The organism is Neobacillus citreus, assembly GCF_018343545.2.
GTDB lineage: Bacteria > Bacillota > Bacilli > Bacillales > Cytobacillaceae > Neobacillus > Neobacillus citreus.
Genome location: NZ_JAGYPE020000025.1, coordinates 39,055 through 64,988, shown reverse-complemented (window position 1 = coordinate 64,988; position 25,934 = coordinate 39,055). Strand labels below are relative to the sequence as shown.

The following is a 25,934-nucleotide window of genomic DNA, read 5'->3' as shown; positions in this document are numbered from 1 at the left end:
AATGGATATTACAAAATTAAATAGTACGCCAATCAAATTTAATCAAAATCCATTTCAAAAAATAGAATCGACTAGTACACAAAACTCCTTCGCTAATGTACTAAAAGGTTATTTGGAAAATGTTGATTCCGCTGTGAAACAGTCTGCCGAACTTAGTGCTAAAGCGGCTGCTGGAGAGATTGATAATATACATGATGTTACAATTGCGGCACAAAAAGCAAAGCTGGCCTTGGAGCTAACGGTAACAATCAGAGACGAAGCGGTTGAAGCTTATCAAGAAATGATGCGAATGCAAATCTAATGATTGCTTGAAAGATGGGCAGGGTGAGAAATGAACCGATCATGGATAGATCAACTAAAAAATTCAACAGAGCGCTTTCATACATATTGGAGTGCTCGCAGCGTCAAACAAAAAGGGCTTATCATAGGGACATTCTTATTTCTTTTCGCTGCTTTATTTACTTTTGTTTTTTTTGCTTCCCGTCCAGAATATGTACCACTATATACTGGTCAATTATCTCAAAGAGAAGTTGGGGATATTAAGGCGGAATTAGATAAAGAAGGCTACACTGATTATAAATTATCAGAGAACGGTACAATGCTTCAGGTGCCCAAAAAAGATGCTCCAGACCTGTTGGTTTCTCTTGCTTCTGCCGGCTATCCAAAAGATAACAAAATAAATTATGGAATCTTTGGTGAAAATCTCTCCTTCGGCGCGACAGACCGTCAATATGACATCTTAGAACGTGAAGCAATGCAAAACCAAGTTGCTGAAATAATCAAACATGTCGATGGTATCAAAAATGCGGAAGTTATTTTGACATTACCGGAAAATTCTGTATTTATCCGACAAAATCAGGAAGCAGCCAGTGCATCGGTTATGGTTGAAATTGAACCGGGGGTCAAATTAAACGGGCAGCAAATCCGTGCGCTTTATACCCTGGTATCAAAAAGTGTACCTAATCTGCCAATGGATAATATAACGATTATGAATCAATACAGTGAGACTTTGGAACTGCAAAATAGTGAAGATACGGATATGGCACTTGATAAATACGATCAGCAGCGAAAAGTCCAAAAGGATATTGAAGGAGATATCCAGAAGAATCTCCAAAGTTTGTTGGGTACGATACTTGGGACAGATAAAGTATACGTTCATACGTTTGTCAAAATGAATTTCGATAAGGTTAAAACAGAAGAGAAATTAGTGAAGCCGACAGATGACAAAAACAAAGGAATAGCCATCAGTTCGGAGAAAAACTCCAAAACTTATAACGGAACTGGTTCAAATCCTGGTGGAGTTGTAGGAACAGGAGAAACGGATGTTCCAGGGTACGTTGGGGCAGATTCAGGTAAAAGTGATTATGAAGAAGCACAGGAAAAGGTAAACTACGAGGTTAATCGTATCAATAATGAAATTATCAAAAGCCCTTATCAAGTCGAGGATATTACGATTAACGTAGGAGTTGAGCCTGACCCATCTAATCCTAAATCATTGCCAAAGGCGACTGAGGAAAACATTCGAAACATTGTCTCTAATACAGTTAGAACTGCTCTAGGACATCCAGATATTACTCAAAAAGAAATAGATCAGCGCATTACTATCTTCCCGCATACCTTTGCAAAAAATACCGAAGTTCAAAGCGACTCTAAAAACAATTGGATGTATATCATTGGTGCACTTGTCGGCGGAATGCTGTTGGCAGGGGGATTGGTGTGGGGAATCTTACGCCGAAGAAATCGTACCGAAGAGGATTTGGTTATCGATGAGCCAATCATTACAAACGACGTAAAAGAACCGGATTATTTTGAAGAACAGGAAATGAACGTGGAAAACCAATTAAAGAAATTGCTTAACCAAAGACCTGAGGATTTCTCCAAGGTAATTAGAACATGGCTGAATGATGAGGAGGCGTGAAAACCCATGGCTACAGGATTAAAATTAAACGGAAGACAAAAGGCTGCTATATTGCTTATATCTATGGGAAAGGAGGCCTCCTCAAAGGTCTTTAGCCATTTGCCTGAGGATGAGATTGAACAGTTGACACTTGCTATTGCCAATATCCAAAAAGTTGATTCGAAGGAAAAGGAAGAGGTTTTAAAGGAATTTCATGAGATGTGCATGGCGCAGGATTTCTTGACAACTGGCGGGATTACTTATGCTCAGGATGTTTTGGAATCAGCGCTTGGCAAGGACAGGGCTAAAGCAATCATTCATCGCCTTACCACCCATCTTCAGGTGAAACCATTTGATTTTGCCCGCCGTATTGACCCTATGCAAATTTACCATTTCCTGCAGAATGAGCATCCGCAAACTATTGCTTTAGTATTGGCGCACTTGGAGCCGCAACAATCTTCGATGATTCTTTCATCGCTTCCAGGTGAACTTCAATCAGATGTCGCCCGCAGGATTGCCTTGTTGGAACAAACTTCCCCGGAGGTTATCAAGGAAGTTGAACATATTTTAGAGCAGAAACTTTCGGCAACGATTCGTCAAGATTTCAGCGTGGTCGGCGGTATCGAATCTATTGTCAGTATCCTTAATGGAGTTGACCGGGGTACAGAAAAGATGATTCTTGAGGATCTTGGAACGCAGGACCGCGACTTGGTGGAAGAAATTAAAAAGAGAATGTTCGTCTTTGAAGATATTATTAGTCTGGATAGGCGTGCTATTCAACGTGTTATCCAAGAGGTAGAAAACCAGGATTTACTGCTTGCTTTAAAGGCCTCCAGTCAAGAGGTCAAAAAGATTATTCTCGAAAACATGTCAAAGAGAATGGCAGAGTCGTTCGAGGAAGATATGCAATATCTAGGGCCTGTTAGGGTAAAGGATGTCGAGGAAGCACAAGGCCGGATTGTATCGGTCATTCGCCGATTAGAGGATACAGGAGAAATTGTCATTGCCCGGGGTGGAACTGATGAATTCCTACTCTAAAGTATTTAAAGCCTCCGATGTATCAGTAATGAAGGAAGTTCGAGTGCTTTCCCAGCATATTCTGCCGGTCCGTGGTCGTGATGGTTTGAAAACTATCGCTCCTTTTCCAGAAGATAGTGAATTACAATCTGAAAATTTCCTTCAAGAAGTGGAAGAAAAGGCAGCGGAAATAATCAAATTAGCGGAAGAACGGGCGCTAGCAATCGAACAACAAGCACATGATAATATCGGCCGATGGTGGGAGGAAAACCGAACAAAATTAGAGGCCGCTGAAGAGGAAGCAAAACAAAGAGGCTACCAGGAAGGCTTTCAAATAGGCAGCGACGAAGCACGGGTAATGATTGAACAGGGTTATCAGGAGAAAATAAATCATGTGCAGCAGTTGTTGGAACAAGCGTATAAAGATAAGGAAACAATTATTGCCGAGGCGGAACCGTTTTTGCTGGAGCTAAGTACAACTATCGCCGAACATATTATAAAGAAGGAATTAACAGCTCAACCTGGAACTTTAATCGAGATCATCAAACAGCATATTCTCCGTTTTAAGGAAAAAGAATTCATCACCATTTGTGTCCATCCTGAGGATTTTGAGTTCATTCAGTCAGAGAGGAATCACCTGCTTGCTGTTGTTAACGGAGAAACGGAAATCAAAATTATTCCTGACCACTCAGTTACCCCAAAAGGCTGCATTATTCGAACAGCATACGGCAGTGTAGATGCCAGGATTGACACACAGATAGAGGAAATTAAAAAAGTCATTTTGGGGGAAAAAGGAAGGGATCAGGGAATTGGTTCTATCAGCTGAAAAATATATTAAACTGATTCGGAGCATTGATCCAGTTCGAGTCAATGGGAAAATAACGCAAATAATCGGACTAACCATTGAATCCCAAGGTCCGGACGTCCGAATCGGTGAATTGTGTTCGATTTATCCAGCTCAATCACAAATTCCAATTCAAGCAGAGGTAGTGGGAATTAAAGAAAATAAAGTTTTGCTAATGCCTCTTGGAGAAGTAAGAGCCATAGGACCAGGCTGTGATGTGATTGCCAGCGGTAAACCGATGACTGTTAAAGCAGGGCATCAATTGCTTGGAAGAATTCTTGACGGATTAGGACAGCCGATTGACGGAAAACCGATGCCTTTGGGTTTAGATGAGGTTCCAATACATGCCACCCCCCCAAATCCCCTCAGCAGGCCACGTATTCATGAGCCATTAAACGTCGGAGTAAGAACCATCGATGGATTACTTACCATGGGAAAGGGGCAAAGAGTGGGAATTTTTGCTGGAAGCGGGGTAGGGAAAAGCACTCTGCTGGGCATGATTTCCAGAAACACGACGGCCGATGTAAATGTGATTGCTTTGATTGGGGAGCGTGGCAGGGAGGTTCTTGATTTTATTGAACAGAATTTAGGTGAAGAAGGTCTGAAAAAGTCCGTCGTAATTGTGGCAACATCTGACCAACCCGCCTTAATTCGCCTAAAAGGAGCACTTACTGCAACCTCTATTGCCGAATATTTCCGTGATCAAGGTAAGGACGTCCTCCTTGTCATGGATTCGGTGACCCGATTTGCGATGGCACAGCGTGAAATTGGACTGGCTATCGGCGAGCCTCCGACAACGAAGGGTTATACACCATCAGTGTTTGCAATGCTTCCGCAATTATTGGAACGAGCGGGAACTGGACCAAAGGGTTCAATTTCAGCTATCTACACCGTTTTAGTAGATGGGGATGATATGAACGAACCAATTGCCGACGCGGTTAGAGGTATCTTGGATGGCCACATTGTTTTGAATAGAGAAATTGGAAGCAAGGGCATTTTTCCAGCCATTGATGTATTGAAAAGTGCAAGCCGGGTTATGACCGAAATTACTTCTAAAGACCATTTACATGCCGCCGGAAACTTTAAAAAGCTGATGGCCGCTTTTTCAGAAGCTGAGGATCTAATTAATATTGGTGCCTATAAGAAGGGGTCTAATCGGGAAATTGATTTAGCAATCCGCTTTAAGCAGCAGATTGATCAATTTCTACGCCAAGATATATACGAACCCTCACAATTTGAAGAGGCACAATCCTTTCTAATTTCACAATTTGGAGCGATGTTGCGATGAAATATCATTTTTCTTTCCAAAAAGTCCTTGATGTTAAAGAAAAAGAAAAGGAAATTGCTGAACAGGAATATGGGACCAGCAAGGTTCGGCAATTGGAGCTGGAGGAACAAATGAATCACCTTGATTCAACTATGGAAAAGACCTTTAACCAGTACAATGACGTAAGCAGAAAAACGGTTCGCGATATTTTGGAACTTCAGGATGAAATTCAGAGCATCCATCATAAAAAGCAACAGTTGGAAAATCAGTTCCGTTCAATACATCAAGAAGTGGAAGAAAGACATCATCTGTTATTGGAAAAAACAAAAGAAGCGAAAATGTGGAATCAATGGAAAGAAAAATCAAAGGCGGTTTTTCAAAAACAACTCAATCAAAAAGAGCAAGAAATGCTTGATGAAATGGCTGTATTGCGTTACACCCGAAAAGTTTAAGGAGAGAAGCCAGATGGAGAAAAAAAAAAGCGGAATACTAGGAACTTTATTAATTTGGTTGGTTTCTCTAATAGTATTAGTTTTTATTGGTGCCTTTGTGATGAATTTTCTTGGCATTCCGGTGTTGAAAACAATGAAGGATGTGGGAAATAAGATTCCTGTTGTAAATAAAATTATCCCTGATTCTTCGAAACACACTGTACAGTCCAAAGAGGAAGATTTGAAATACTGGAAAAATTTATATTCAAAAGCAGAGAAATCGTTACAAGAGAAGGATCAAGAAATAGAAGATTTACAAGAACAACTAAAAGCCAATCAAATAGATGCAGAAATAAACAACAGTAATATAGATTCTCAGAAACTAGCAGAGGCGACTCAAAGCCAAGCAGACCAGGAGCAGAAAAGCAAAGTAACTGCTATTTTTGAAAACCTGCCGGCATCTAAAGCTGCTGCTATGATTGAAACGATGTCCTTAGAAGAGGCGTCCCATACTCTTTCACAACTTGACCCGGAAATTCAAAGCAATATTCTTGGTAAAATGAAGGATGCACAAAAAGCGGCGCAAATTACGATGCAATTAATTAAATAAACGATACTTTTAATCAACTAGAAAAAACTCCATGGAAGGAGAAACTCATGAAACGGTTCATGTCTTTAATGTTAATCTTTATTTATCTTTTTTCAAATCAACCCACTATGTCAGCCGCAGGGACATCCACTGCCGGCGACCCCTCCGTCTATGACGCTATCCACGATGGTGGAAAATCCACCCCACCCAAAGCGGAAAAAATTGAGGATAGCGGGTCATCAGCCATTTTTCCTTTATTTATTAAATTTGTCTTCTCATTTATATTAGTTATTGGTTTATTATTCTTATTTATTAGGTTTCTTTCAAAACGGGGGCGTCTAATGCAATCAAGTGGTCCAGTTCTGCCGTTAGGAGGACACTCACTGGGAAATAATCGCTCTTTACAGGTTGTACTCATTGGACAAACGATTTATATCCTTGGTGTGGGGGAAACCATTACATTAATTCGTTCGATCAATCAAGGAGAGGAATACCAGCATCTGCTTGAAGGCTTCGAAACCCAGGCTGATCCGCTTCAGGTCAAATGGTTAGGCGGGGAGACAAGATTCAACTGGCTGTCTACTTTTCAAAAACAAATACAAAAACTGAAAAAAGGCAATCAGGGGGAATAGAAAGCGATGATTCGTAAATTATCATTACTTGTTCCATTACTAACGTTTGGCATTTTTTCTGTCGCATATGCTGCTGACCCATCGGCAAGTATACTGCCGGGAATCGATTTGGGCTCAAATGAACCAGATAAAGTATCAAATACACTGCGAATTATATTAATGATTACTGTATTATCCGTAGCGCCAGCTATCTTGATTTTAATGACCTGTTTTACACGAATTATCGTGGTATTAGGGTTTGTAAGAAATGCCCTAGGCACTCAACAGATTCCACCTAACCAAGTTTTAGTGGGTTTGGCGTTATTTTTGACTTTTTTCGTGATGGGCCCGACGTTTTCGGTGATGAATCAGGAAGCCCTGCAGCCTTTTTTGGATGGAAAACTCACACAGCAGGAGGCATTAAATAAGGCTGGCGAGCCGTTGAAAGAATTTATGACAAAACAAACTAGGGAAAAAGACCTTGCTCTATTTATGGATTACGCCGGAATGAAAAGACCTGATGAAGTGAAAGACATTCCCTTAAAAGCATTAGTTCCTGCATTTGCCATCAGCGAACTTAAAACTGCCTTCCAAATGGGCTTTATGATATTTATTCCATTTCTAGTGATCGATATGATTGTTTCAAGTGTATTAATGTCGATGGGAATGATGATGCTGCCACCGGTGATGATTTCCCTTCCATTTAAAATTTTACTTTTTATATTGGTCGACGGTTGGAATTTAATTGTCAAATCACTGCTATTAAGCTTTTAGGAAGGGAGTGACTATCAATGACAACGGATATGATTTTAAGAATTGCCCAACAGTCTGTTTACACGATTTTGATTGTCATTGCACCAGTCGCGGGTGTTGCTTTAATTGTAGGATTATTGGTTAGTATTTTTCAGGCAACAACACAGATTCAAGAACAAACTCTGGCATTTGTACCAAAAATAATTGCGGTTTTTCTGTCCTTGCTTTTTTTTGGGGCGTGGATGTTGCGTGAAGTAGTTGATTTTACGGAAAATCTGTTGGGAAACCTATCTAAGTTTGTAGGATAGGTGATGACAATGGATATCTCCTCCGTATGGACTTTTTTACTTATTTTTGTTCGGATTACCACCTTCATGATGACAGCGCCTATTTTTTCCGGACAGCAAATCCCAGCAACTTATAAAATCGGATTCAGCGCGGTCCTCGCTTTGCTTTGCACGGGTGCGGCAGACTCCTATCAGCCTATAGTAGAAAATGGAATTTTATATTTACTTTTGTTGAAGGAAATTATAGTTGGACTGGTATTAGGGATGGCTGCGGCTTTTTTATTCTATTCCATCCAATTTGCCGGTCAATTGCTAGACTTTCAAATAGGTTTTTCGATGGCTAATCTGTTTGATCCAACCTTTGAAACAAGTACACAGTTAACCGGTCGTTTTAAAAATATTCTGGCCATATTATTTTTGCTTGCTACAGACGGCCACCATCTTTTGATCCAAGGGATTTTGGCCAGTTTTGATTGGGTTCCGTTACAAGCTATGCTGCCATCGTGGATGGATGGGAGGATTTCCACCTTTTTACTGGAGTGTGTCCAACAGTTGTTTATGATAGGCTTTATGATGGCTATCCCAATAATTGGTGCATTATTTGTAGTTGATGTAGGCTTGGGAATCCTTGCAAAAATTGTACCTCAGATGAATATTATTGCGATTTTTCCACCCATCAAAATTTTAATGCACTTTTTGATGTACATTCTGGTTTTACCAAGTTTTTTTTATCTGCTTAAAATTCTATTTGAAAATATGTTTAATTCTATGCATTCTATCTTAAAAATTATGGGGGCATAACCATGCTTCTTCGTCTAGATTTGCAGTTCTTTTCTGATGAAAAAACAGAAAAAGCTACACCTAATAAACGGCGCGACGCTCGAAAAAAAGGTCAGGTGGCAAAGAGTCCTGAGATTTCATCAGCATTAACACTGCTCCTTAGTTTTTCATTTTTTGGGGTAGCGGGAAAGTCCTTTTTGGAAGGTTGTTTTCAAATTTTCCAACATAGCTTTCAAGAGTATTTATTATGGGAATTGTCCATTAAAAGTACACAGCTGATGTTTAATCAACTTCTATGGGATGCAGTAAAGCTTGTTGGCCCTATTTTTGGTGTAATTCTTATTGCAGGATTGGTTGCCAATTTTGCACAAGTTGGCTTCATGTTCAATACCGAGTCTTTAAAAATGAAACTTGGAAAAATAAATCCAATCCAAGGGGCAAAAAATATTTTTTCCCTCCGCTCTGTGGTTGAGATGGTCAAATCAATTTTGAAACTTGTAATCATTATAAGTGTCGCTTATTGGGTTATATGGCGTCAGAAACACGAATTTTTGATTATCGGAGGAAAAAACATTTGGGATGCAACAAGATTTATCGGTTCGATGGTTATTCAGGTCGGGATGGCAGTATCACTTAGCTTGGTGGTGCTTTCTGGGGCAGACTATTTATATCAAAGATTCGAATATGAGAAGAAGCTGCGGATGTCCAAACAGGATATCAAGGATGAACACAAAAAGATGGAAGGTGACCCTTTTATTAAAGGAAAGCGTCGTGCCAAACAACGGCAAATGGCGATGAACCGGATTATTCAAGAAGTTCCAAAAGCGGATGTGGTAATCACGAACCCAACTCATTTTGCTGTTGCAATTCAGTACGACTTTGAAACAATGGCAGCACCTCAGGTGATTGCCAAAGGACAGGATTATATCGCTTTAAAAATAAAAGAAATAGCAAAAGAACATAAAATAATGACGGTCGAAAATCGGCCATTGGCTCGTGCATTATTTGCAGCGGTAGAAGTGGGGGATACAATCCCCGAAGAATTGTTCAATGCAGTAGGGGAGATTTTGGCTTATGTATACTTTCACGAAGGCCGGTATAGGGGGATGATGACATGAAAGCAAAAGATTTATCAGTATTGATTGTCGTACTTTTGATTGTAACCATGATGATCATTCCACTTCCAACATTATTATTAGATGTTTTATTAATTTTCAATATTTCAGTTTCATTACTGATTCTTTTGGTGGCTATGAATACAAAGGAGCCTCTGGATTTTTCTATATTTCCAACGGCATTATTATTGACTACATTATTCCGTCTAGCGCTGAATGTGTCGACAACTAGATCAATTCTCTCTAAAGCTGATGGAGGAAGGGTAATCGAAACATTTGGTTCCTTTGTTATTGGTGGTAGTCCAGTTGTTGGTTTTGTAGTTTTCTTAATTCTTGTCGTAATTCAATTCATTGTTATTACAAAAGGTTCGGAACGGGTTGCCGAAGTTGCAGCTAGATTCACTTTGGACGCCATGCCGGGTAAGCAAATGAGTATTGATGCTGATATGAATGCAGGTTTAATAAGCGAACAAGATGCCAGGGAACGTCGCAAGAAGGTAGAAATGGAATCAGACTTCTACGGAGCAATGGATGGTGCCAGTAAATTTGTAAAAGGGGATGCCATCGCAGGCATTATTATTCTTTTAATTAACGTTATCGGTGGGTTTATCATCGGTATGGCCATTCACGGTATGGGCTTTGCTGAAGCAGCAAGTACCTTTACTTTGTTATCGGTAGGTGATGGCCTTGTCAGCCAGGTACCTGCTTTGCTCATTTCAACCGCTACTGGTATTACTGTTACACGGGCTGCGTCGGATGGAAATCTGGGAACGGATATTTTAAATCAAATTTTTAATTATCCTAAGTTGTTATACATTGTGGCAGGAACCATTCTGGTATTAGGTCTATTTACCCCTATCGGCCTTTTCCTAACATTACCTGTTGCTGCAATACTAGCATTTAGCGCTTTAACGATGCAGAAAAATGTCAAAAAAGAAGAACTTCTATTAGAACAAGCTGTTACTGATGAAACAGAAGATGATATCCGCAGCCCTGAGAAGGTAATTAACCTGCTTCAGGTTGATACTTTAGAGCTTGAAATTGGCTACGGCTTAATTCCCTTGGCCGATCAAAAACAGGGCGGCGACATTCTTGACCGAATAGTGATGATCCGCAGGCAGTTTGCGATTGAATTAGGACTTGTGATTCCTACTATTCGAATAAGAGATAATCTCCAATTGCCACCGAACCAATATGTATTAAAATTCCGTGGCAGTAAAATTGCGGCCGGAGAGATCTTTATTGACCACTTCCTCGCAATGAGTCAAGGGCCAGGTGCTGATTCTATCGAAGGCATCCAAGTAGTCGAACCTGCTTTTGGGCTCCCTGCAATTTGGGTTAGCAAGGAAGAAAAGGAAAAAGCCGAATTGTTTGGGTATATGATTGTTGACCCGCCATCTGTAATTGCGACTCATTTAACCGAGGTTATCAAAAAGTATGCCCACCAATTATTGCGCAGGGAAGAAACAAAGGAGTTAGTGGACAACCTAAAAGAAACTCATCCCAACTTGGTTGAAGAACTGGTTCCTAACTTGCTTTCAGTTGGTGAAATTCAAAAGGTTCTTCAAAACTTATTGCGTGAACAAATTTCAATCCGTGATCTGGCTTCCATCTTTGAAACTCTCGCGGATTATGCAGTCTATACAAAGGATCCGCGAGTACTCACGGAATATGTACGGCAATCTCTTACCCGACAAATCACTGAGCAATTTGCTGAAGATGGCATTATACATGTTTTGACGGCAGGAGCTACTCTTGAAAAAGGATTTTCCGATAGTATTCAGCAAACAGAAGCGGGTGTACATTACTTGTCAATGGATCCGCAATTGTCTCGGAGAATCTCAGAGGAGCTTAAAGTTGAAATCGAACGGGTTATTAAGGCAGGCGGCCAGCCAATATTCTTAACTTCCCCGAACATTCGGATGTATTTAAAGCAATTTGTTGATAAGATTATGCCAACAGTACCAGTACTTGCTTATACAGAATTAGAGCCTGAAATTGAGATTCAAAGTATAGGAGTGGTCAATATATGAAAACCAAAAAAATTATTGCGGACTCCATGCCCCTAGCCCTTAAAATGGTACGGCAGGAATTGGGGGATAACGCCATAATCGTTAATACCCGGACGATAAAGAAAGGCGGTATGTTTGGCTTTTTCGGGAAACAGAAATATGAAGTAACGGCTTATTCGATTGAAAAGGAACAACCCTCAACTCAAGGCAATTTTGCTGCAGGATTAAAGGAAAAGGTTGAAAAAAATTATCTTGAGAAAAGTACTCCACAAAATGAAGATGTCGCAGAAGAAAATCAGATTTCCGGTATTTATAATAAATCAAAAAATCTTTATCACTTTTATTCGCAAAAGCCAGAAGACAACCAAAATGTGGGACAGGAAGTATCTAAACCCGTTAACGATGGTGCTATGCCTGTAAAAGTGCCTGAACGGTATGCATCGAACAAAGCTGAAAGTAACAGCCAATTACTTGATGAAATACAAAACATGCGAAAAATGATGATGAACTTTATGATGGGTGACAAAGTAAGCGGCACTTTGCCGCCTGATTTGGCAAAATGGGTTAATCGTCTAAAAAAACAAGGTGTAGACGAAGAGGTAATTGAGCATCTTTTGACAGGTTTGATGGGAAAACATGAAAATTTCAATCACCTAACAGATAAAGAGTATAAGCAGGAGTTGTCCACGGCGATAGAGAAAATTATCGAAAAGAGAATCCCTACAACACACATGGTCAATGAGGATACGCATTTAATTAATGTAGTTGGCCCTACTGGGGTCGGCAAAACCACATCTATTGCGAAACTGGCGACCGAACAGGTTTTAAGACAAAAGCGCAGGGTCGCGATGATAACAACAGATGTATATCGGATTGGGGCAGTTGAACAATTAAAAACATATGCCGGAATTTTGAATGTTCCAATCGAAGTGGTACGCTCCACTAATGAACTTGATGCCGCTTTACGAAAGCTTGACACATATGATTTGATATATATGGATACAACCGGACGGAATTATAAAGAGGCAAAATTTCGTGAAGCGATTAACGAATATTTAAATCATCCGTTAAAAAGTGAAAACTATTTGGTCATGAGTATGACAACTAAATTTGAAGATATGCAAATTCTCTTGAATGAGTTTCTGAACAGTCCAATTAAAAAATTGATTCTTACGAAGTTCGATGAAACGGGAAGTTACGGCTCGATTCTTAATATTGCCTATCAATATCCATATCAGTTAGCCTATCTCACCAACGGCCAGAGTGTTCCAGAGGATATAATTCCTATTGACGCCGGACAAATAACAAGATATCTGCTCGGAGAGGAATAATAATATGGACCAGGCACAGACCCTTCGCGAATATATGAATCGCTTTAATGTCCAGCAGCACAATAAGCCAGCTTCCAAGGTTATTACAATTACAAGTGGAAAAGGGGGCGTGGGGAAATCTAATTTCACCTTAAATTTCGCTTTAGGCCTGCAAACTGCTGGTAAAAAAGTGGTTGTCCTTGATCTTGATTTATCCACGGCAAATATTAATATTCTCATGGGTGGTACCTCGCGATATAGCCTAGCTGATATATTCCGGAAGCAAAAAAACATCTGGGAGGTACTGGAAAAAGGGGCGGCTGGAATAGAGTATATTGCTGGCGGGTTAGAAATAGAAGATTTGTTAGAGTTTGATAAACATTCATTAACTTTCTTTTGGAGCCAAATTCAAGAACTACAAAGTTATGCAGACTTTATTCTTCTTGATACAGGAGCTGGAATCTCAAAAGAGCTAGTTGATTTTATTTTGGCTTCTGATGAAACGATTTTAGTCACAACACCCGAACCTACTGCAATTGCTGACTCATATGCGGTGTTAAAAACAATTTTTCAAACGGCTAAAAATTCAAATCCTAAATTCCGGTTAGTCGTAAACAGGGCACAAACTTATGGAGAAGCAGTAGAAACATCAAGGGCCTTAAAAAGTGCAAGTAATAAGTTTTTAAAAATAGAACTTAATACACTTGGCTTTATGATGGAAGACCTCTATGTTCGCAAGTCTGTTAAATTGCAAACGCCATTTTTCAATGCCTTTCCTAATTGTGAGGCATCAAAAAATATCAAACAAATTGTAAATTCGTTCATCCCGGAAAACAGTTTGAACTCTTCCACTGCTCCAAAAGGGATTCGTGGTTTCATTGAAAAACTTATGATAAGAGGAAAAATCTCGCAAGGAGAGAAATAAATGTCTTCAAGTTGGAAAATGAATTTGTATTTGGGCAGTATAACCTTCCTTTTAACATATCTTTTTTCTATCTATACCAACACTTGGCAAACAAGCTTGTTTAGAGCAAGTATTGGGTTCCTTCTTTTCTTCATTTTGGGGTATGTTTTGCGGTATTTATTATACCATGCCGTGGTTCGGAAGGATCTCAAACAAACGATGTTAAATGAGGAAGTGGAACATACTTCAAACGAGGCCCAGGCCCCTTATGTAGATAAAGTAGAGGGGGAAGAACCGTCTTTCCAATCGGTTCCCCTGCAATCTTTACATACAAAGAATTAAGCAGGCCGATGTGGATGATAATTATTTATCATTTCAAACAAAATCTTTGATCAACCAGGAGGGATAAGCTTGAGACCAGCCATGAAAGAAACCATTCCCCATTTTCTCTTATGGAGAAGCTACCGGGAAACCCAAGATGCCATGTTACAAGAGAATCTCGTGAAACAATATGGATATTTAGTCGAACAAATGGCAAATCGAATGAGCTCGAGCATTCCTCATAGCATCATCCCTAAAGAAGATTTACTTGGATTGGGTTATATTGGTTTAATTGAAGCAATCAAAAAGTTTGATTATAAAAAAGGTTACCAATTTGAAACCTATGGATTATGGCGGATAAAAGGTGCCATGTTGGATGGAATCCGGAGAATGGATTGGATTCCTCGAGGATTAAGAGAAAAGGCTAAGAAACTAAATACTGCATACCGCCATCTGGAACAAACTTTAATGAGATCTCCGACAGAAGAGGAGTTAAGCAATCATTTAAATATGTCTTTACAAGAAGTTGATCATGCCATGGCTGCATTATCTTTGTCTACAATGCTTTCCCTAGATGAACCTATGAATTCTCATGAAGATGAGGGTAAACAGCAAAGCCGTCTTGAACTAATTCGGGATGAAAAATCTTTTTCGCAAGAACGAAATTTGCAAATGGGGGAATTTCGTAATTTGATGGCTGAATGTATAGAAAAAATGCCAGAGAAGGAACGGCTCGTGATTTCTCTTTTATATTATGAGGGGCTTTCACAAGTGGAGATTGCTGAGATCTTGAACCTAACAAAGGGGAGGATTTCACAAATTCACTCAAAAGCCATCCTGCGATTACGTCAAAGCTTTGACAAGCACGGCTTTTCATTGGATTCATTTCTTTAATGACAGGGATATGAATTATAAAAAATATTAGTCTCTCGTGCTTGAGAGACTTTTTTCATTTTTACGATAGAAAAAATTACTAGTATATTATTATTAGTATAGATACCAGTATATCAACTTTTATGCCAATTCAAAATAATTTAAAAATTGATTCATTTATTAAATTAACCACAATTAACTTGTTTGAAAGGAGCACCTTTCCAATCATGTCATATTTAAGTATTATTGCCCTAATTTTAACCCTCTTGCTTTTGGGGGCGATGATGATTAACCGACGTCTAACAAAATTAAACTTCAGATTACGGGAAGAAAATAAGAAAATAAAGGCAAGTGAACAACAATTTCGTTACTTAATTGAAGAGGCACCTAAAGCGATTCTCACACTTACCAAGGATCTCCAATTAATATACGCAAATCGGGCCGCACTGCATATCCTTGGGGCAAAGTCAAAGAATGAGTTGGTAGGAAAGGGTGCTTACGATTTAATTATTCCTACAGAACACCCATTACTGAATGAAAATATGAAAAAATTTGTAAATGGGGAACGGATGTATGACGTCATTTATAAAGTAAAAACCCTTAAGGAAAATATCATTAACTTTGAAATGTCGTCAATTCTTCTCCACTTTAATAATGAGGTATGTATTCAAGTTATAGGAGAAGATATTACAGAAAAATTGAAAGAAAGTGAAGAACGCTATCGCATCCTGCAAAGAAGCCTGGATCACTTTACTCAGGACCTTTCTAAAGTCATGACTACTACAGATTTAGAAGAACGATTGATACTCGAGATAAAGGAAATATTAAAAATCGATACCGTATCAATTATAGAAATTGATGATAGGCTAAATTTATATCGCTGTACTGGAGCAAATTCCGACTTTCACGAGGAAATACTGAAACATTTTGATGAGTTGAAAACTATCGGGGAATTAGTGAATTTTGGTCGTGGCTGTTTTGTGAAAATCGGAGAAATCCACGGAAGGATTAATCTATTGTGTATTGAACATAATGATCAAGCTTGTAAAAGATTGTCTCAGGCTGTTTGGTTGCAGTCCATTAGCAGGTATGTTAGTGTTTTATATGAAAATTTATCCATTATAGAAGACTTGGCACAAGAATTGGAACAAAAATCCCAGGACAAAACAACACCGCGCTGGATACTTAGATTACTATTTCATATTGCTGAAAAGGAAAGATTTAGACTTTCTGCTGACTTACATGATTCCGTTTTGCAAAATCAAATTCTTTGGTATCGAAAACTTCAAACACTGCGATCAGATAAAGAACTGCCCTTGTCAGTGGATCAAGAATTACTTCTAATTGAGAATGGTCTTTTGGAGATTATTCAGCAGATTCGGATTACCTGTAATTTTCTTCGACCGCCATATTTAAAGGAACAAGGATTAATTGTTGCACTTGAAAGTCTCTTTTCTCATGAGCAGAACAATGTTAATTTTAAAATACAGTTTGATTACGAGAATTTAAGATTAAGAATAACTGAAGAAGAAATGATTACCCTATATCGTATTGCACAGGAATTGCTTGCTAATGCAAGAAAGCATTCCCAAGCTGACAAAGTGGAATTTTCTCTTTCAACTTTTGAGGGAGTTGTTTACTTTAATTATCAAGATAATGGGGTCGGCATGGATTTTGAAAGATTAGATTACTCCTTTGAGCATATTGGCATGTCTGGGATAAAAAAACGGGTTGATAGCATTGGCGGTGAAATCGAACTGCACTCTGCACCAGGGAAAGGCTTCCAATTATTAATCTCAATTTCTGAGGATAATCACAAGTCTGGACATAGCTTGCTTTCTGAGGTGTTTAAATGATTAATATTTTACTTGTAGATGATCACCCATTAGTGGGTGAAGGTACGAAATTGATTATAGAAAATGAACAGGACATGATAGTTCATTTTGAGACATCTTGTCGAAACGTATTTGACAGAATTCAAAATGACAAGTTTGAAGTGATGCTATTTGATCTTCAAATGCCGGAAATAGATGGCTTTGAGTTAACTAAGCAGGTGCTTAAGATCGTTCCTGCTGCAAAAATTCTAATTTATACCGGATTTGATATACTCCCTCATTGGGAGTTATTTATCGAGTCAGGTGCAGTTGGGTTTGTTTCAAAGACAGCAACGAAGGAACAATTGATAAGAGCAATACGATGTGCCCTAAATAGGGAGGTTGTCATTCCATATTCCTTCTTAAAAGAACTAGTAAGAAAGGGACACATTACTGTTGAAAAAAATGCATCAGGAATAACTATTTTAAACGATAGGGAAAAGGAAATTATCCAGGAATTAGCAAAAGGGAAAACGAACAGGGATATTGCCCAAGCCTTGTTTATTGGCCAGCGTTCATTGGAATACAGCTTAACAAACATCTTCCAAAAACTTGGGGTGCAAACAAGGGTTGAGGCGGTGGTGAAAGCAAGTGAACTTGGATTAATTATCAACTGAAAATTGATGTTTACATACTAAAATAAATATTAATGTTAAACACTCTAATTAGGAGTGTTTTTTAGTTCCTTAGTGATATAAACATTTATGAAATTTCACCGATAAATAATACAAATATAGTTTAAGTGGTTTTTTGAGAAATTGCCCCGCTCCTAGGCAAATATTAAATTCAACTACGAATTGGGAGGTTAATGGCATTGTGGATAATATATTATTAGAATCCAGTTCACTTTTTGAAATTTATCGGACTCTTTTTGAAAATCATCATGCCCCGGGCTATGCGCTAGATGAATATGGGGATTTTATCCTATTCAACGATGCTGCGGTTGAAATGACTGGATATTCGAAGGCTGAAGCCCTTCAAATGTCCTTTATTCAAATAATTGACGAGGATTGCATAAATCACGTGATCCAACTCTTTAATAATATCTTAAATGGAAAACGTGAAACTTTTAATGTTAGAATTCGCCATAAAAAGGGACACAGTATAGAGTTAGTATTAATCGGGGTTCCAATTATCCATGATGGGAAAATTGCTGGCATCGTGGGAATGGCAAGGGGCATAACAGAAAAAAGCAAATTTGAAATTTTGCTTAATGGTCAAAATAAAGTTCTTGAAATGGTTGCGATTGGGTCTCCATTTAAAGAAGTCTTAAATGAAATTATATATCTTGTAGAAGAGGTTTCGCACGGTGGGATTTGTTCAATTCTCCTAGTTGATGAAAATAAATCTATGTTAATTCATGGAGCGGCCCCTAATTTGCCCGCTGAATATATTGAGGAAATAAATAAAGTCCCAATTGGTCCGGTTTGCAGGAGATGTGGATCCGAAAGCTATTTTAAACAAAATGTAGTCGTAACCGACATTGCAACCGACCCGTTGTGGCATGGTTTCAAGGAGGTTGCGTTAATGAACGGATTAAGGGCATGCTTGTCATCTCATGTGTTAGATAATCAACAAAATGTCCTAGGTGTATTTGGTATGTATTATAATCATCCATTCAAACCTTCTCCTCGAGATTTGAAAATCTTGGAAAAGGCCACCCATTTAATAAGCTTAGTCATTCAACATTATCGAACTGAAGAAAAGTTTCAATACTTGGTTTATCATGATGAAGTAACAGGACTTCCCAATCAAAGACTATTTAATGAAAAAGTGAATTTCGCCATAGAGTTATATAAAAAAGATAACACCAAAATGTTTGGCGTTTTGCTAGTTGACTTAGATCGCTTTAAGGTAATTAACGACTCACTTGGTCATAATATTGGGGATAAATTATTAATTGAAGTGGCAAAAAGATTGCGAAACTGTTTGCACGGAAAGGATACAGTTTCAAGAAAAGGCGGCGACGAATTTACTATTTTAGTTGAAAATGTTTCGAAGCATGAAGTACGGTTGATAGCCCAAAGAATTCTCAGTATTTTTTCGAAATCCTTCTTTATTGAAGGGCATGAGGTTTTTGTAACACCAAGTATTGGCATTAGTGTATACCCATCTGATGGAAAGAATTCGGATGAGCTAATTCGGAAAGCTGATTCAGCCATGTATCAGGCCAAGAAGGAAGGACGTAATAACTTTCAATTCTTCGATACAACCTTGGATATAAAGGCCCATTCCATTCTTGAACTAGAAAATGAACTTCGGAAAGCATTAGATAGAAATGAATTCATCCTTCATTATCAACCTATTATGGATTTATCAAGGAACCAATTTTCTGGTGTAGAAACTCTAATCCGTTGGGAACACCCTTTTATGGGAAGGGTCCCTCCAGACAAGTTCATTCCTATTGCAGAGGAAACGGGAATCATTGTACCCATTGGCGAATGGATTCTTCGGACAGCATGTCAGCAATTAATCTCTTGGGAAAAAAGAGGCTGCTATGTTCCGAATATTTCGGTAAATATTTCAATAAGGCAATTCTATCAACCACAGCTCGTTTCAATGATATCGAATATCCTATCTGAAACTGGTGTTGCCCCAGAACGGTTAACTATTGAGATTACCGAAAGTATGACGATGGATGTTAAAAGCGCATCCAAAATTCTTTTCGATTTAAAAAGTTTAGGTGTTAATATTTCAATTGATGATTTTGGAACAGGTTATAGTTCGTTAAGTTATTTAAAAACATTCCCCATTGATTTTCTTAAGGTAGATCAATCGTTTATCAGAGACATTGAAAAAGGCAAAGATGACAAAAATATTGTAACTACCATTGTGTCAATGGGCCATAATCTAGGCTTAAGTGTAATAGCAGAGGGAGTAGAGACGGAGGAACAGCTCAAATTTATTAGGCAGCTGCGTTGTTCAAAGGCGCAAGGGTATTTATTTAGTAAACCTTTGACAGAACAGGACTTAATCCAGTTCTTGAAGAAATCATCAGTTTATTTGGTTTAAAATTAAATTCGGAAAAGTTTCAGGACGTCAGTTTATTACCATAGATATAAATCTTTTAAAATTAAAAAAGATACTTTGAATAATGAATCGTATTAATATATAATTTCCGATAGGGAAACCTTATTTGGCTTGTCCTTACATAATTTAATACGGTTAGGAGTAGGAATATGGAAAAAGTACTTATTTTTGGACATAAAAATCCAGACACAGATTCGATTTGTTCTGCGCTTGCGTATGCAGACTTGAAAAAACAACTTGGAATGGAAGTTGAAGCAGTTCGTCTTGGCCAAATTAATGGCGAAACACAATATGCGTTGGATACCTTTAAGGCAGAGGCACCACGTCTTGTAGAAACTGTTGCTTCTGAAGTTAATTCTGTTATTTTGGTAGACCACAATGAACACCAGCAAAGTGCGAACGACATCACTGATGTTAAAGTGCTTGAGGTAATTGACCATCACCGCATCGCAAATTTTGAAACAAGCGATCCGTTATATTACCGCTGTGAGCCAGTCGGTTGTACGGCCACAATTTTAAATAAAATGTACAAAGAAAATGGCAAGGAAATTAAGAAAGAAATCGCGGGACTTATGCTTTCAGCCATCATTTCTGATTCCTTATTATTCAAATCGCCAACATGCACGGCTGAAGATGTGGCTGCAGCTCGTGAATTAGCAGATATTGCCGGTGTAGATGCCGAAGCGTACGGTTTAGAAATGCTGAAGGCCGGTGCGGATTTAAGCGACAAGTCTGTATCTGATTTATTAACACTGGATGCAAAAGAATTTGACATGGGCGGAAGCAAAGTAGAAATTGCCCAAGTCAATGCTGTAGATACTGCGGAAGTTCTTGCCCGTAAAGAAGAATTAGAAGCAGCTATTTCTAAGAAAATTGATGAGAAGAATCTGGACTTATTCTTATTGGTAGTGACTGATATCCTTAATAATGATTCAGTAGGGTTAGCGCTTGGAAGTAAGGTTGCTGCAGTGGAAAAGGCTTATAATGTGACCCTTGATGCCAATACTGCAATGTTAAGAGGCGTCGTATCCCGTAAGAAACAAATTGTGCCAGTATTAACGGAAACTTTCACAAAGGGTGTTTAAGATAACAGAACGTTCATGCATTTGATGGCATGAACGTTTTTTGTTGTTATCTTTTATGATTTGTCCGTCTGCTTTGTGTGCTCATCATGATGCTGATTCATCAGGAAGAAGGTCAGCGGCTTATCAGAGCCTGTCATCAGTTTATAGACATAGGACGAGGTGAGTTTGTAACCATCTTCGATTTTGGAGGCCAAATAATTGGTCCGTTCAAATAGAATGGACCGAATAAAGTTCAACTGCCGTGAAATTTTCTCGGTTAATGCTTCTTGATGATCCAATCGTTTGAGGACGTCTTCTTGAAATTCTTCTTGCTTGTTCATTTTGGCAGAGATTTGATTTTGAAAATCCTCTTGGCTGTTCAATTTCTCCGTTACTTCTTTTTGAAAAACGGCTTGTCGATTTAATTTGTCCGCCATTTCCTCTTGAAATTTTTCCTGCATTCTCATCATTTCTTGATACGATTGGCTGCTTTTTTGCAAGTCAATCAATTGGCTGCCGATATCATTCCAATGGCTAGTTTGGGATTCTTCCTGCTTAATAGTTCGAAGTTGCAGTTCCCTTAATGTTTTTTTTAAGGCGGCATTCGCTTTTTCCTGTTCCTTGATTAATTCAGTCAGGAAATCCTGTCTGGAATATGACTGATTAGGGGCATTGATCGTTTGTTTATTTTCAAAAACATTGGGATGTTCACGCTTATTAATGTATAAACTCATACCTCACTCCACTCCTTTTATAATATTTTATGCTTCCAAAACATTAGAGGGGACACGTTTGGGCTCGACTATTAATCCGGGAGAAGAATTTGAAAATCCTCTTTAAAACACGGTTAAAACGTTATAAATACTGCCAAATCAGTAATGTCAAACCTGTGTCAGAAAGGGATTTTCAGCTGTGAACGTTTTGTAAAATCTTCCTAAACCTTCCTCTCAAAAACACTCAGCTCGATTACTATTAAGCTATAGATTTACACTTTTGACCTATTTTAAAAGGGAGGAAGATTGCATTGGAATTAACCAGGAGATCATTGCTAAAAGCAACGGCGATTTCGATGACGATGGCAGCCGCAGGATGTAGTACAAAAGACAACAGCGCTGATACGAAAAGTGCGTCAGCGGCAAATATCGAACCGGATGAATGGAAAACTACCGTCTGTCGTTTTTGCGGAACTGGGTGCGGGATTCTAGTAGGTGTTAAAGATGGAAAGGTAATTGCTACAAAAGGTGACCCTGATAACCGTTCGAACAAAAGTCTTAACTGCATTAAAGGTTATTATGTAGGAAAAATTCTGTTTGGCAAAGACCGGTTAACAAAACCGCTTATTCGCGATGATAAATCGAAAAAAGGCACGAGAGAGGGATTTAGGGAAGCCAGTTGGGAAGAGGCATTAGATTTGGTTGCCACTAAGTTAAAGGAAGCCTATGATGCCGACCCTAAATCGGTGGCCTTTTACGGATCCGGCCAGCAGTCCATCATGGAAGGTTATGCATCAGTCAAACTGTGGAAAGCCGGATTATTAAGCAACAATATTGACCCGAACGCCCGCCTTTGCATGGCAAGTGCGGTAACTGGCTTCATGTCGACGTTCCAGTCAGATGAACCAATGGGGTCTTATCGTGACCTTGATGAGGCGGATTTGTTCGTCACCTGGGGTGCCAACATGGCGGAAATGCACCCGGTTCTATATTCCCGCCTCACCGCTCATAAGCTGAAAAACAGCAACGTTAAGCATTACGATCTAACAACAAGAAGGTCCAGAACATCCGAAATAGCCGATGTTGTAATGGTGTTCCGTCCACAAACAGATTTGGCCATTGCCAATGCAATCTGCAATTACGTAATTCAAAATAATTTGTATGACCAAGCTTTTGTAACCGAACATACGCAGTTTAAGGCTGGAACAGAGAATCTTGGTCATACGTTTGATGATAACTATGAGGCAACGGATGTCGGAAAAGTTGCTGACGTCGACTGGGTCATTACCTTTGATGAATTTAAAACAAGAGTTACGGAGTACACGATTGAAAAGGCGGCTGAAATGTCAGGGGTGCCTGCCAAAGACATTGAAGCACTGGCCAAAGAATTTGCCGATCCGAAGAAGAAGATTATGTCGCTTTGGACAATGGGTGTCAACCAGCATACCCGCGGCACTTGGATGAATAATCTCATTTATAATATCCATTTGCTAACCGGTAAAATTGCCAAACCGGGAAACGGCCCATTCTCATTAACCGGGCAGCCAAGCGCCTGCGGCACAGCACGAGAAGTCGGGGTTTTCTCTCACCGCCTGCCTGCTGACTTAGTTGTCAAGAATCCGGAGCATCGCCGCTATGCCGAATTAATCTGGAATCTCCCGCAAGGCTACCTGAATCCGATAGAAACCCCTGGTTTCCATACCGTTAAAATGTTTCGCGAATTAGGCAACGGCAAAATCAAGTTTTTATGGAGCATGTCCAAGAACTGGGGACAAACGATGCCGAAGTTGAACCGTTTCAGGGGAAATGATGCGAACGGTAAAGGTGTTATCGATGGATTCATCGTCGTTTCCGAAGTCTATCCAACCCGCTCAACTGAACTGGCTGATGTTGTTTTCCCGGCCGCGATGTGGGTGGAACGTGAAGGTCAATTTGGCAATGCCGAGCGCCGGACATCAATTTTTGAAAAATGCGTTGAGCCGCCAGGTGAGGCTAAGTGGGATTTATGGGCGATCGTGCAAATTGCTAAGCGTGTCCTTGACGGAAAAATGATAGGTGATAAACCTGCCTTCGATGTCTTGTTCGGCATGGTTTGGGATCAAAAGAAAAACGATTTAATCGCCGATGAGCACGAAGTCAACAAGCGACTCTGGGATGAGTATCGCTCCTTCACCAATCCCCATGAAAGCAAAAATCCAGAGGTTCAGCAATTAGGGGGAAAATTGAAAATGAAAGCGAAGCAAATGGCCCCTTATGATGAATATCTAAAGCAGCACGGTATTGCTTGGCCGGTGCGGAACGTAAACGGCAAATGGGTGGAGACCAACTGGCGTTATTCATATGGCAAGCAGGAAGATGGCTTCGACCAATATGGGGTTGAGGAATTTGGCCATCAGGGGAAATACATGGATCTTGATTTCTATAAGTCTACCGACCATAAGCCGGCCATCCTATTCAGACCATTTGAAGAAGCGGCGGAAGTGCCGGATCAAGAATACCCTCTCTGGCTCTGTACGGGTCGTGTGCTTGAGCACTGGCACAGCGGCACGATGACGAGAAGGGTTCCAGAGCTCCATAAAGCTTTCCCTGAAGCCCTTTGTGAAATCAATCCGGAGGATGCGAAGGCACTGGGCATCAAAACAGGTGACATGGTAAAGGTCGTATCCCGGCGCGGCGAAGTAAAAGTGAAGGCGACGACAACGGGCCGCGGAAATCCGCCAAAGGGATTGGTGTTTGTGCCATTTTTCGCCGAAGAAACGTTGATCAACCTTGCCACTTTAGATTGTTATTGTCCAATTTCCAAACAGCCCGATTTTAAAAAATGCGCCGTTAAAATTGTGAAGGCTTAGTGAGGTGAAATGGTCGTGAAGGAAAAAGGAATTCTTTATATCGTCGCATTTGTCGTTGTGTTGGGTTTGGCAATTGGAGGAACGAAGCTTCAATGGTCAATGGAATCTTCGGCTAAAGTCAGTACTAAAACCACAAATGTACAATTGGTGCAATTGGCTGAAAAGGGCCGACCTAATGCGGAAACGATGGGGCTGATCGGGGCTCCTCCATTGCAGCCTGCAAGTCACGTCGACCGATGGAACCCGCAGGCACACCAAGACAGCTGCTTAGCTTGTCATGGAAAGCCGGATACTGGAGCACCAACGCCGCCGGATAATCACTTCTACAACAATGATACAAAGGGCAAGATTTTCCGCGACAACTGTGTCCAATGCCATGGTCAGCAAAACGAAACGAAGACAAAGACAGCTTTTAGCAAGTAATTTTACAACTGGCGGGGTCTGTTGGTTTTAGGCAGCAGACTCCCTTTAGTCTCAGGGAGGGAATTGAAATGGTGATATCGGGAATTTATGTTGAAACAATCCAGGGCAAGGCTTGCGGTGCTGCGGAGAAATTGGGCGAATTAAACGGTGTCGAGGTTCACCACATTCATGAAGATAAAAGGGTCATTTTGACTTTGGAAACTGATACTGTGGACCAAAGCTACCGGACAGCCGAAAAATTCAAGGCGATTGAAGGCGTGCTGGGCATCTGTCTTGTTTATACCAACTTCGAGGACGAACCATTTTATCAGGAAGTGGCTGGTAATGGATAAGGAGAAATTAAATAGACGGCAATATTTGGCGTTGAACTGGGAATCAACGATTCATTTTTTAGGGAACTTCCTTGCGCCGGCAATGGAATTAGAGCGTGATTTTATCCGGCCGCCAGGTGCCGGGGAGGAGCTTGAATTTCTGACCTCTTGCACAAGATGCAGCAAATGTCAGGAGATTTGTCCGGAACAAAGCATCCGCTTATTTGCCTTATCTGACGGGGCCAAGCTTGTAAATACTCCGTACATGAACTTGAATGAGTCACCATGTACGTTTTGTATGAAATGTGTAGAGGTGTGCCCGACAGAGGCGTTAAACCTTTCTGATTATCAGAAGTGTCCATACCTTGGAACTGTAAAAGTAGAGAAGTACAGCTGTTTGGCATATAAACAAGTGATGTGCGATTATTGTGTAAGGGCATGTCCGGTTAACGGTGCGATCAGGTTAGAGGATGGAGTTCCGGTCGTATCCAAGGAACTTTGTACAGGCTGCGGTATATGTATTACGAACTGCATTGCTGAAGGCGGTGCATTGAAAGTATTGCAAAAAGAGCATTCTTAAAACGTGGTCTGTTTTAGGTGCTCTTTTTCGCTTTTCTAGTCCCGGCAAATTATAATGGTAAAAGGGGAAGAGGTGATTT

The 25,934-nt window shown here is 39.8% G+C and carries 26 protein-coding genes; 25 read left to right on the top strand and 1 reads right to left on the bottom strand.

Translation table 11 applies throughout. The features are described 5' to 3' along the window. The first annotated feature begins 1 nt into the window (after position 1). The 21 genes from fliE to KHB02_RS14865 all read left to right on the top strand — a co-directional run bounded on the left by fliE (position 2) and on the right by KHB02_RS14865 (position 21,000). Positions 2 to 301 carry a flagellar hook-basal body complex protein FliE gene (gene fliE, locus KHB02_RS14965; protein WP_213140307.1) on the top strand — a complete coding sequence of 100 codons (300 nt, stop codon included), beginning with the start codon at positions 2 to 4 and terminating at the stop codon, positions 299 to 301. 30 nt (positions 302 to 331) lie between these two features. After that, positions 332 to 1,918 carry a flagellar basal-body MS-ring/collar protein FliF gene (gene fliF / locus KHB02_RS14960; RefSeq protein ID WP_213140306.1) on the top strand — a complete coding sequence of 529 codons (1,587 nt, stop codon included), beginning with the start codon at positions 332 to 334 and terminating at the stop codon, positions 1,916 to 1,918. Positions 1,919 to 1,924: 6 nt separating this feature from the next. Then, entirely contained in the window at positions 1,925 to 2,935 is a 1,011-nt protein-coding gene (gene fliG / locus KHB02_RS14955) for a flagellar motor switch protein FliG (protein ID WP_213140305.1), read from the top strand. Next, complete coding sequence (locus KHB02_RS14950) at positions 2,919 to 3,740, top strand: FliH/SctL family protein (RefSeq protein WP_241113875.1); 822 nt, start codon at positions 2,919 to 2,921, stop codon at positions 3,738 to 3,740. Before fliG ends, KHB02_RS14950 begins: the two co-directional genes overlap by 17 nt. Next, positions 3,724 to 5,046, top strand: coding sequence for a flagellar protein export ATPase FliI (fliI, locus tag KHB02_RS14945; protein ID WP_213140303.1), 1,323 nt, complete (start codon positions 3,724 to 3,726; stop codon positions 5,044 to 5,046). Before KHB02_RS14950 ends, fliI begins: the two co-directional genes overlap by 17 nt. Next, positions 5,043 to 5,477 (top strand): flagellar export protein FliJ, encoded by a 435-nt coding sequence (gene fliJ / locus KHB02_RS14940; RefSeq protein WP_213140302.1) that lies wholly within the window; start codon positions 5,043 to 5,045, stop codon positions 5,475 to 5,477. The genes fliI and fliJ overlap by 4 nt, the downstream gene beginning before the upstream one ends. 13 nt (positions 5,478 to 5,490) lie before the next feature. Beyond that, the gene (locus KHB02_RS14935) at positions 5,491 to 6,066 is read left to right on the top strand and encodes a magnesium transporter MgtE N-terminal domain-containing protein (RefSeq protein ID WP_213140301.1); all 576 of its coding nucleotides are present in this window, start codon (positions 5,491 to 5,493) and stop codon (positions 6,064 to 6,066) included. Positions 6,067 to 6,113: 47 nt separating this feature from the next. Next, positions 6,114 to 6,677, top strand: a complete 564-nt coding sequence (locus tag KHB02_RS14930; RefSeq protein WP_213140300.1) for a flagellar biosynthetic protein FliO — start codon at positions 6,114 to 6,116, stop codon at positions 6,675 to 6,677. Positions 6,678 to 6,683: 6 nt separating this feature from the next. Further along, positions 6,684 to 7,430, top strand: coding sequence for a flagellar type III secretion system pore protein FliP (fliP, locus tag KHB02_RS14925; RefSeq protein WP_213140299.1), 747 nt, complete (start codon positions 6,684 to 6,686; stop codon positions 7,428 to 7,430). Between the two features lie 17 nt (positions 7,431 to 7,447). Further along, the gene (gene fliQ, locus KHB02_RS14920) at positions 7,448 to 7,717 is read left to right on the top strand and encodes a flagellar biosynthesis protein FliQ (RefSeq protein WP_213140298.1); all 270 of its coding nucleotides are present in this window, start codon (positions 7,448 to 7,450) and stop codon (positions 7,715 to 7,717) included. Between the two features lie 3 nt (positions 7,718 to 7,720). Further along, complete coding sequence (gene fliR / locus KHB02_RS14915; RefSeq protein ID WP_213140297.1) at positions 7,721 to 8,497, top strand: flagellar biosynthetic protein FliR; 777 nt, start codon at positions 7,721 to 7,723, stop codon at positions 8,495 to 8,497. A 2-nt stretch (positions 8,498 to 8,499) separates the two neighbouring features. Then, on the top strand, positions 8,500 to 9,594 hold the full coding sequence (gene flhB / locus KHB02_RS14910; RefSeq protein WP_213140296.1) for a flagellar biosynthesis protein FlhB: 1,095 nt from the start codon (positions 8,500 to 8,502) through the stop codon (positions 9,592 to 9,594). Beyond that, positions 9,591 to 11,624 (top strand): flagellar biosynthesis protein FlhA, encoded by a 2,034-nt coding sequence (gene flhA / locus KHB02_RS14905; protein ID WP_213140295.1) that lies wholly within the window; start codon positions 9,591 to 9,593, stop codon positions 11,622 to 11,624. The genes flhB and flhA overlap by 4 nt, the downstream gene beginning before the upstream one ends. Then, entirely contained in the window at positions 11,621 to 12,934 is a 1,314-nt protein-coding gene (gene flhF / locus KHB02_RS14900; protein WP_213140294.1) for a flagellar biosynthesis GTPase FlhF, read from the top strand. The genes flhA and flhF overlap by 4 nt, the downstream gene beginning before the upstream one ends. Positions 12,935 to 12,938: 4 nt before the next feature. Continuing rightward, the gene (locus KHB02_RS14895; RefSeq protein ID WP_213140293.1) at positions 12,939 to 13,838 is read left to right on the top strand and encodes a MinD/ParA family protein; all 900 of its coding nucleotides are present in this window, start codon (positions 12,939 to 12,941) and stop codon (positions 13,836 to 13,838) included. After that, entirely contained in the window at positions 13,839 to 14,159 is a 321-nt protein-coding gene (locus tag KHB02_RS14890; protein ID WP_213140292.1) for a hypothetical protein, read from the top strand. 69 nt (positions 14,160 to 14,228) lie between these two features. Next, positions 14,229 to 15,032 carry a sigma-70 family RNA polymerase sigma factor gene (locus tag KHB02_RS14885; protein ID WP_213140291.1) on the top strand — a complete coding sequence of 268 codons (804 nt, stop codon included), beginning with the start codon at positions 14,229 to 14,231 and terminating at the stop codon, positions 15,030 to 15,032. 206 nt (positions 15,033 to 15,238) lie between these two features. Then, positions 15,239 to 16,867 carry a PAS domain-containing sensor histidine kinase gene (locus tag KHB02_RS14880; RefSeq protein ID WP_213140290.1) on the top strand — a complete coding sequence of 543 codons (1,629 nt, stop codon included), beginning with the start codon at positions 15,239 to 15,241 and terminating at the stop codon, positions 16,865 to 16,867. After that, positions 16,864 to 17,502 (top strand): response regulator transcription factor, encoded by a 639-nt coding sequence (locus KHB02_RS14875; protein WP_213140289.1) that lies wholly within the window; start codon positions 16,864 to 16,866, stop codon positions 17,500 to 17,502. Before KHB02_RS14880 ends, KHB02_RS14875 begins: the two co-directional genes overlap by 4 nt. A 199-nt stretch (positions 17,503 to 17,701) precedes the next feature. After that, entirely contained in the window at positions 17,702 to 19,897 is a 2,196-nt protein-coding gene (locus tag KHB02_RS14870; protein ID WP_213140288.1) for a bifunctional diguanylate cyclase/phosphodiesterase, read from the top strand. Positions 19,898 to 20,064: 167 nt separating this feature from the next. Further along, positions 20,065 to 21,000 (top strand): manganese-dependent inorganic pyrophosphatase, encoded by a 936-nt coding sequence (locus KHB02_RS14865; RefSeq protein WP_213140287.1) that lies wholly within the window; start codon positions 20,065 to 20,067, stop codon positions 20,998 to 21,000. Positions 21,001 to 21,053: 53 nt separating this feature from the next. On the opposite strand, the gene KHB02_RS14860 is transcribed toward KHB02_RS14865, so the two are convergent. After that, positions 21,054 to 21,713 carry a hypothetical protein gene (locus KHB02_RS14860; protein WP_213140286.1) on the bottom strand — a complete coding sequence of 220 codons (660 nt, stop codon included), beginning with the start codon at positions 21,711 to 21,713 and terminating at the stop codon, positions 21,054 to 21,056. A 290-nt stretch (positions 21,714 to 22,003) separates the two neighbouring features. Here KHB02_RS14860 and napA point away from each other — a divergent pair, with 290 nt between their 5' ends. The 4 genes from napA to KHB02_RS14840 all read left to right on the top strand — a co-directional run bounded on the left by napA (position 22,004) and on the right by KHB02_RS14840 (position 25,855). Then, positions 22,004 to 24,541, top strand: a complete 2,538-nt coding sequence (gene napA / locus KHB02_RS14855; protein ID WP_213140285.1) for a nitrate reductase catalytic subunit NapA — start codon at positions 22,004 to 22,006, stop codon at positions 24,539 to 24,541. 15 nt (positions 24,542 to 24,556) lie between these two features. Beyond that, entirely contained in the window at positions 24,557 to 24,964 is a 408-nt protein-coding gene (locus KHB02_RS14850; protein WP_213140284.1) for a nitrate reductase cytochrome c-type subunit, read from the top strand. A 68-nt stretch (positions 24,965 to 25,032) separates the two neighbouring features. Further along, on the top strand, positions 25,033 to 25,296 hold the full coding sequence (locus KHB02_RS14845; protein WP_213140283.1) for a chaperone NapD: 264 nt from the start codon (positions 25,033 to 25,035) through the stop codon (positions 25,294 to 25,296). Beyond that, positions 25,289 to 25,855, top strand: a complete 567-nt coding sequence (locus KHB02_RS14840) for a 4Fe-4S dicluster domain-containing protein (protein WP_213140282.1) — start codon at positions 25,289 to 25,291, stop codon at positions 25,853 to 25,855. Before KHB02_RS14845 ends, KHB02_RS14840 begins: the two co-directional genes overlap by 8 nt. Positions 25,856 to 25,934: the final 79 nt, after the last annotated feature.

Coding starts and splice junctions, on each gene's coding strand:
- fliE (WP_213140307.1), top strand. CDS start 2: ATGGATATTACAAAATTAAATAGTACGCCAATCAAATTTAATCAAAAT.
- fliF (WP_213140306.1), top strand. CDS start 332: ATGAACCGATCATGGATAGATCAACTAAAAAATTCAACAGAGCGCTTT.
- fliG (WP_213140305.1), top strand. CDS start 1,925: ATGGCTACAGGATTAAAATTAAACGGAAGACAAAAGGCTGCTATATTG.
- KHB02_RS14950 (WP_241113875.1), top strand. CDS start 2,919: ATGAATTCCTACTCTAAAGTATTTAAAGCCTCCGATGTATCAGTAATG.
- fliJ (WP_213140302.1), top strand. CDS start 5,043: ATGAAATATCATTTTTCTTTCCAAAAAGTCCTTGATGTTAAAGAAAAA.
- KHB02_RS14935 (WP_213140301.1), top strand. CDS start 5,491: ATGGAGAAAAAAAAAAGCGGAATACTAGGAACTTTATTAATTTGGTTG.
- KHB02_RS14930 (WP_213140300.1), top strand. CDS start 6,114: ATGAAACGGTTCATGTCTTTAATGTTAATCTTTATTTATCTTTTTTCA.
- fliP (WP_213140299.1), top strand. CDS start 6,684: ATGATTCGTAAATTATCATTACTTGTTCCATTACTAACGTTTGGCATT.
- fliQ (WP_213140298.1), top strand. CDS start 7,448: ATGACAACGGATATGATTTTAAGAATTGCCCAACAGTCTGTTTACACG.
- fliR (WP_213140297.1), top strand. CDS start 7,721: ATGACAATGGATATCTCCTCCGTATGGACTTTTTTACTTATTTTTGTT.
- flhB (WP_213140296.1), top strand. CDS start 8,500: ATGCTTCTTCGTCTAGATTTGCAGTTCTTTTCTGATGAAAAAACAGAA.
- flhA (WP_213140295.1), top strand. CDS start 9,591: ATGAAAGCAAAAGATTTATCAGTATTGATTGTCGTACTTTTGATTGTA.
- flhF (WP_213140294.1), top strand. CDS start 11,621: ATGAAAACCAAAAAAATTATTGCGGACTCCATGCCCCTAGCCCTTAAA.
- KHB02_RS14895 (WP_213140293.1), top strand. CDS start 12,939: ATGGACCAGGCACAGACCCTTCGCGAATATATGAATCGCTTTAATGTC.
- KHB02_RS14890 (WP_213140292.1), top strand. CDS start 13,839: ATGTCTTCAAGTTGGAAAATGAATTTGTATTTGGGCAGTATAACCTTC.
- KHB02_RS14880 (WP_213140290.1), top strand. CDS start 15,239: ATGTCATATTTAAGTATTATTGCCCTAATTTTAACCCTCTTGCTTTTG.
- KHB02_RS14875 (WP_213140289.1), top strand. CDS start 16,864: ATGATTAATATTTTACTTGTAGATGATCACCCATTAGTGGGTGAAGGT.
- KHB02_RS14865 (WP_213140287.1), top strand. CDS start 20,065: ATGGAAAAAGTACTTATTTTTGGACATAAAAATCCAGACACAGATTCG.
- KHB02_RS14860 (WP_213140286.1), bottom strand. CDS start 21,713: ATGAGTTTATACATTAATAAGCGTGAACATCCCAATGTTTTTGAAAAT.
- KHB02_RS14845 (WP_213140283.1), top strand. CDS start 25,033: ATGGTGATATCGGGAATTTATGTTGAAACAATCCAGGGCAAGGCTTGC.
- KHB02_RS14840 (WP_213140282.1), top strand. CDS start 25,289: ATGGATAAGGAGAAATTAAATAGACGGCAATATTTGGCGTTGAACTGG.